Below are 6,756 nucleotides of genomic sequence, written 5' to 3'. Positions count from 1 at the left end.
TTCAAAATCGATGCAGAAATCGTCAATGAAAACGAAAAATTCGGTAATTTTATCCTTAAGCATAGAGGATGATTTAGCTGTTAAAACACTGATTTATAATAATTTAAATTGAACAAAACCCTCGTTTTTCCTATTGAGTTTCTTTGAAAATTATCCAGAACTCATGTTGATTCATGATGAGTTAGAATCTAATAAAGCAGTTGTCGCAAGCTGTTATTAATGATATATTTGGCAACTGGTGACATTTCAGATATATATTATTTTAAAATAATTAACAAATTGATGACTCTTGCATACTTTCTGAAATTTAGCCATCCACTCTCGAATGCTGAATACGAATCAAAACTTAGCAATCTTCCTCTAGCCATGCAAAAACATGTACAGTCATTCAGAAGGTGGGAGAATGCCCATGAATCGCTCTTTGGGAAAATGCTTTTGTCAAAAGGACTCAGCACTCTCAAATGTCTGAAAACACTACATGATGTTACCTATTCCAAGTATGGACACCCAATATTGCCTGGAGTGGGATTCAATATTTCGCACTCGGCTGGAAGGGTTGGGTGTGTGGTAAGCTCCGATACAACTTGTATCGGAATTGACGTTGAATTGATCAAACAAATCGATCTGCTAGATTACGAATCAATTCTCACACAAAGTGAGTTAATACACATCAATAAGGATATGAAACGCTTTTACCAATACTGGACATCGAAAGAGGCTATTGCAAAAGCAATCGGTCTAGGCATGAGTATTTCTTTGAAAGATATTGAGATTAGCAGTGACAAGGGCCTTTATAAGGGGAATAACTATTTTCTCAAACACCTTCAATGTGAGGGCGGGGTGGCCGTCACAATTGCGACCGAAAAGGATGTAGGAGTAATAAAAATCAATATTATAGATGCTGATTCATTATAGCCAGAGACAAATCGCAGTAATATACAATATATCTCAGCTAGATGTTACCAATTCTACAGCTATTAAATTGTTGTATAGCCTTTTTTTAATTCATTATTTATTCTATGTTATAAAATTGATTTTAAGATATACGAAACTCACGATTAGTAGTGAACTACACCTTTACTACAATCCAACATACCGCCAGAAGGTATCGTAGTTTCTTGATAAACATTGTTTCACATTCGGATTCGTTTGTCCAATTTCTTTCAAAAAATATTTTTTTTGTTTCTTCATGCTGCCCAAGTATAAATTCTTTACAACGCAAGATTGCATCGGAAACACTTCCTGTCTCTCCGAGCGCATCCAGAATTATTTTGATTTGATCTAAAGCAATTGACTCAATTTTCCCGAAAAGATTTGTTCGAAGCAAAAAACTCTTCGAACCAATTTTTATCAATTCATCTGGCGTTATTTTCTGATCGTATTGACAAGGGATCTCATAGCTGAGAACTGTGACTCCCTGAGCCATAGTTAGTCGCAATTTCATAAAATCCTCATCACTCGAAATCACCGCCTCGTTGTTTAGGGAGATATTGTGGAGAGTATTTGGAATATCCCAATAACTCGGTTCACTTTTTAATTCAAAAACAAACAATTCCTGTTCAAAAGGCAATTTTAAATTATCCCTGAGATAACCCTCCTCGGCAACGAATGTAATAAGAGAATCAATAAGTTTATGATGGTATGTCTTAATAAACAGATCAAATTTATCTGGAACTAACTCCGTCAGTAAGAAAAGTGTATATGGAAAATCCTTTTGAATTAGTAAATTATTAAATGCCGCCAATGAAAGACACAAGACAGAATCGTTTCGAATAGAAGGTACAGTAACCAATAAGGCGTTCACAGGAAAATAAATGATTGAACTCTGGGGTGCATTCAAATCTATTGATTTCAAAAGCGAATACATAATACCTAGCCTACCAGATAAAAAGTAAGGGTCTACCACATCTTCTAAATTGCCTATTAAATGAGCCGTCATTTTCGTAATAACGCCTGATAGCTCCATTGATTCTAGAATGGCATTGCATTGAATAAAAATGAGATTTAAATAGGCGAGGTCATTTTCTCTCCCTTTAATTGCACCAGAGCCAAGAATCAAATCGACCTCCTGATTAAGATCGGAAAAGTAGTTTTCAATTGCTCCCCCTAAAGCTTGCTGGTGAATAATTTTCATCATACGAAGTTCCTGAATCCGGATATACCAGAAGATAAATTCAGGATTGACCTCGTTGTGGCGAAGGGCGGCAGTCCTGTCTTTCTGAAGCAAAATTTGATTTTGAAAATCAATGATTCCCTGTGTGAGGTGGAGAAAAATCTGATTTCCGCTGACCCTGAACAAGTCCAGCAATGCCAGACAACAACCTAGGTCTCCGTGTGCCAAGGAATCGGCTCTCCTTTTTGCATTTGGTTCGTACATAAAGTAGCCGAAGCGACTGTTTAGAATATCCTTAAGAAGTTTGTTGGCATACTTTTCTAGGATTGGTATGATCCATTCCGCCCTTGTAATAGTGTAGAGCTTCGTGTAAAAAACGATAATGCCCGAAATTCCGTCATAAAGGGAATTATTGTTCTGCAATGAAATATACAGTAATGAATTGTCCGCATCCGTGGGGACGACATCATGTACCTGCCTGAGAAGATTTTCATCTTTTGTTAACTCAAACAGCTCCAGTAAAAGAAAACCTAGTCCAAGTCTTCCATACAATAGAGTGACGTTGCCACGACCTCCCCTTGCCTGTTCATTAATTTCGGAATACAACTGCATGACAATTTCCTTATCACCTGATTGCTTGGCAAGTTCGAATAGAAAAAACAAGCGTCCGAGTTCTCCAAAAGCTGCGTTGTCGCTATTCGACCATTTTCTTCCTAGTGTATCTTTTACCTCTGGCAAGCTCGAGTTGAATTTCCTGCGCTCTAATTTTGCCGTTTCAATGATTTTTCCCTTAAGAACTGGTACTATGCTTCGCATCGTATTAACATTTGATTTACTCGGTTATATTCTTCAGGATACAATGACTTAAACCGCTTCTCCAATTCATAATAAACAATATCAATTTTTTTGTAATTACCAAAGGAATGAGTGTAGCCATTATTTATTAGTTCATTTGTTAAGAAACCAACGTGCGTAGGATTATCTGGTGATTGTGGAAATAAGTAATTAACTTTAATATCGCACTCCTGTGCAAGTAAATTGAAAAAAATCTGTTCAAGCAGCACATTTAGATATGTTGTATCGAATCCTTGCAGGGTGAAACATTTTTTGAAACTAGCATTGTTCATTTTAATAAAATTTGTTACTTCACTAGTATAATATTGAAAAAAATCAATTTCTGTCCCTCCGAGGATACCTGCATTTATAAAAGGAACAGCCGCCACATCTTTATGTTTACTTAGATAAGGCGGGATAAATTCAAAATTATCAAGTACATACTTGAACGTAGTTGAAAACATTCCAGTATTGGTTTCTCTGTTCTGTGCTATTAATTTCGCCTCGAGTACCCTATTCTCTATTCTTTTCCATAAAAACACGTCGGTATCGACGTGTAAAAATGGCTCACGTTGCTGGCTGTAAGCTCGAATTTTACCCAAAGCCCACAGGGCAGAATTGTATTCATGCAGTTCATTCAGGGATACATTTACCACAGAATAAGGAGCACCCAACTTGTCTACAAGAATTTCCTTTCCAATGTCATCGGTTATCAACTCTACAGATCCGAAATATCGCTTTAATTGTAGCGCACTGAAAATGATGCTGTAATAGTTAAATCGTCGGTGAGGCCAGCCACCATTCAACCTGCCTTCGTGAATAGTGGCTTTACCAGTGAAAAAAGGTTTAGTCCAAATACTCTGGATTATTTTCATATCAACAAACTAAAAATTAAGGTTTTAGACATGGCTTATTATCACGAAATTCCGCCAGATAATTTCCAATGGTCTTATAAATATGCTTCTTGTTTTTCAGAACTCTGGTTAAAAATGAGAAAAATCCATCAATAAAAGGTAAACCTCCCTAATGTGCGTCTTATAAATTTGATTTTTGCACATGGAAATTCTACTTACAATAATTCAGATGATCAAGAATACATCGGTTTTCTTTTGGAACCAGAAATGAAAATTATTATCATACCATTTTGATTTCGGTGGCTTTCAACGCTTTTAAAAGATAGAGGTAGTTAGTTAAAATCCTATGTTTATCTAGTCGAAATGAGATAAATGGACATTTTTCAGAGTCAAATCTTTATGGGGTTTATCGGTCGTTTCCAGAGTGACCTGAACTGCCAGAAAGACCTAAGTGAAATTAAGTGGTCATCGGGATATCAGTGCAGGAAATATGGTCATTCCGAGGTCAATTGTGTAAGGATGCTCAAGAACGTGCAACAAATGCAGTGATACAGAATACTTTGGAGCCGATATGCTGTCTCATAAGTTCGAATTCAGTTTACTTAAGGCTTTTCATATCTGTTTTGAAATCGAAGTTTCGATGGAGTCAAATGGCCGCTACGACCAAGGGCTTGTCGGCACTTCAGGTTGCTGGAAGGTATGGAATACGTCCAAGAACAGCTTGGACGTTCATGCACAAAGTACGGGAGGCGATGGAGTCAAGTGGAACCAAACCTATGAATGATGATGCACATGTGGACGGATTTGCCGTGAGTGGAAAAGAGACAAAAAGACCAGGTAGGAGCTACAGAGGAAAGAAAAGAAGTTGACTGATTATCGGATGACCAGATAGTATTGTATGTTGCGTTAGCATGCAGTGTGGTAGTCGCACCACCTCAATTAAAGCGGAATTTAGAAGAATTTCCGCTTTTCCTAATTTTGTGCTATTCCAAGGAAGCTGTTTATGCCAGATATTTTACTAAGATGTCAGTAATCGGGAATCTAAAAATTCCTTTAATACCCCCACAATGTTACAAGTAGGTTTGAATAGCTGCAATTATTAATCTGTCGAATAATTTATCTGCAAAATATCTTTTTTAAGATTGTAAACGAACTCATCGAGATAATTCAGCTGGTACTTTTCAGTGACCATGTGATAGATCCCTGACAGTTTTTTTTCAGGTTACTGATTGCCGTATGAACCCAGTTCAATTCGCTATTGGCAGTATTTGCCGAAGGCTTAACCTTTACATGGGTTTCTACTAGCTTTTCCAAATTGGCATAAGCATGGTTCTTACCAGTGAAAACTACTGACTTTTTATATATTGTTTCTTTCACATTTCGGTCAACAGAACTCGCTGTAGCATCTTGTACCACTTTCATTTTAAAGAAGCCACATTATCTTGAAATCAGCTTTGTATTTATGTCATCCAGCGGAGTGGATTCAGTTGGAAGCGCTACTATTACCTATCTCTTCCTCAAACCAGGTTTGTATCGATAGATTGCTCTACTCCACTACCTGCTTTAAGGGATATCCTTCTTCTACACTTACTGCATTCAAATCATTTTTTATGCTAAACCAGTAATGCTTGCTATAAATCTGAGTTCGATTAATAATTAAAGCAAAACCATATCTGATATTCGGTGAAAAAGTAGTCAAAGCCATAAACTATAGTTAATTGTATGACAATCAAATATTTAATTATTGATCCATGACTCTGTCCAGTGATAAAATTACCGAAATTTTTTATTCAATCGATGAATTCTGCCTTGAATTTGACAAAACAATTCGCTGCTATATCATCGGAAATGATCTCCAGTGAGATGATCTCCCTGATGATGCTGTTCCATTATGGGAGTTATCGAAACATGAACACTTCTATCTGCATTATGTTACACTTCATTTAAGTGAGCTTTTCCCAAACTCGATTTCCTATAACCGCTTTGTGGAACTCGTGCAGCAAGCCGCTCTTTCCATGGTACTGTTCCTTAAAACACACTGTTTTGGTGAGTCCACCGGCATCTAATTCATCGACTCGACACCCATCAGGGTATCCAAGAACAAACGTATTAACGCAATAGGGGCTTCCGGGGAATCGCCGCCACAGGGAAGTCTACAATGGGCTATTTCCACGGCTTCATGCTTCACTTTGTAGTCAATGACAAAGGTGAACTGCTCAGTCTAACGATCATGCCCAGAAATGTAATTGATATCTAATCTATTAAAAATCAATCGTTTGTATTGGAACTGAAAGGTGAATTGCTCGCTGACAAAGGCTATATATCACAAACACTCACCCAGGTGCTCTTCCTGGACGGGCTCCACCTGATCACCGGTATCAGAAACAACATGAAGAACGTGCTCATGGAGTTGAAGGACAAAATACTCTTGCGCAAAAGATCAGTTGTTGAAACCATCAATGATGAACTCAAAAACATTTGTCAAGTGGAGCATTCCAGACACCAGTCTTTTGACAACTTTATCACAAATCTAATTGCAGGGCTTATAGCTTACTTCTTCTTTGACAAAAAACCTTCAATCAAATATCAACCTGTTGTGCCAAACTAATTGACCGCTTTTTAAAATCGAACTCAGGTTATAACTGCTACAGGTTTTACAATAAACACCTTTCTTTTCTTGGTAGGTTTTCAAATACTCCTCATAACTCTGATCATCAGGGAATTTGGTGATAAAATCCCTGATATTCATGACGTCTTTATTCCTTCCAGAAAAACCAATTTATCTGTTTATGAAAGTAGTTGAAACGGCCTGCCAAAGAATATTCGGCAACGTGCAAGATTAAGGAAAGTCATATAAAAAAATATGAATATACGGGATTCTGCCAGTAGCGAAATTATATACTGACAGCTGGTGACAATAGGTTGGTTGTCAGGAAGAAGTGGAGTTATTTGGTC

Annotated in this window: 5 protein-coding genes and 2 pseudogenes; 3 read left to right on the top strand and 4 right to left on the bottom strand. The window is 37.2% G+C overall.

What is annotated here, in order from left to right; translation table 11 throughout:
• Window positions 1-282: 282 nt before the first annotated feature.
• Complete coding sequence (locus J2X69_RS24490) at window positions 283-915, top strand: 4'-phosphopantetheinyl transferase superfamily protein (RefSeq protein WP_310109435.1); 633 nt, start codon at window positions 283-285, stop codon at window positions 913-915.
• 154 nt (window positions 916-1,069) lie between these two features.
• Here the strand turns inward: J2X69_RS24490 and J2X69_RS24485 are convergent, their stop codons facing one another.
• A complete protein-coding gene (locus J2X69_RS24485; protein ID WP_310109433.1) occupies window positions 1,070-2,929 on the bottom strand; it encodes a lanthionine synthetase LanC family protein in 1,860 nt (619 codons plus the stop codon).
• Entirely contained in the window at window positions 2,917-3,822 is a 906-nt protein-coding gene (locus tag J2X69_RS24480; protein WP_310109431.1) for a DUF6734 family protein, read from the bottom strand. Before J2X69_RS24480 ends, J2X69_RS24485 begins: the two co-directional genes overlap by 13 nt.
• 602 nt (window positions 3,823-4,424) lie before the next feature.
• Here J2X69_RS24480 and J2X69_RS24475 point away from each other — a divergent pair.
• The gene (locus J2X69_RS24475) at window positions 4,425-4,670 is read left to right on the top strand and encodes a hypothetical protein (protein WP_310109429.1); all 246 of its coding nucleotides are present in this window, start codon (window positions 4,425-4,427) and stop codon (window positions 4,668-4,670) included.
• Between the two features lie 201 nt (window positions 4,671-4,871).
• On the opposite strand, the pseudogene J2X69_RS24470 reads toward J2X69_RS24475, so the two are convergent.
• Window positions 4,872-5,223, bottom strand: a pseudogene (locus tag J2X69_RS24470) (transposase).
• 124 nt (window positions 5,224-5,347) lie between these two features.
• Window positions 5,348-5,506: a hypothetical protein gene (locus J2X69_RS24465; RefSeq protein WP_310109424.1), complete on the bottom strand. Its 159-nt coding sequence runs from the start codon at window positions 5,504-5,506 to the stop codon at window positions 5,348-5,350.
• Between the two features lie 453 nt (window positions 5,507-5,959).
• Here J2X69_RS24465 and J2X69_RS24460 point away from each other — a divergent pair.
• Window positions 5,960-6,409, top strand: a pseudogene (locus J2X69_RS24460) (transposase).
• Window positions 6,410-6,756: the final 347 nt, after the last annotated feature.

Origin of the sequence: Algoriphagus sp. 4150, from assembly GCF_031457395.1 — a bacterium.
Classification (GTDB): Bacteria; Bacteroidota; Bacteroidia; order Cytophagales; family Cyclobacteriaceae; genus Algoriphagus.
This window is presented reverse-complemented; position numbering and strand designations above follow the sequence as displayed.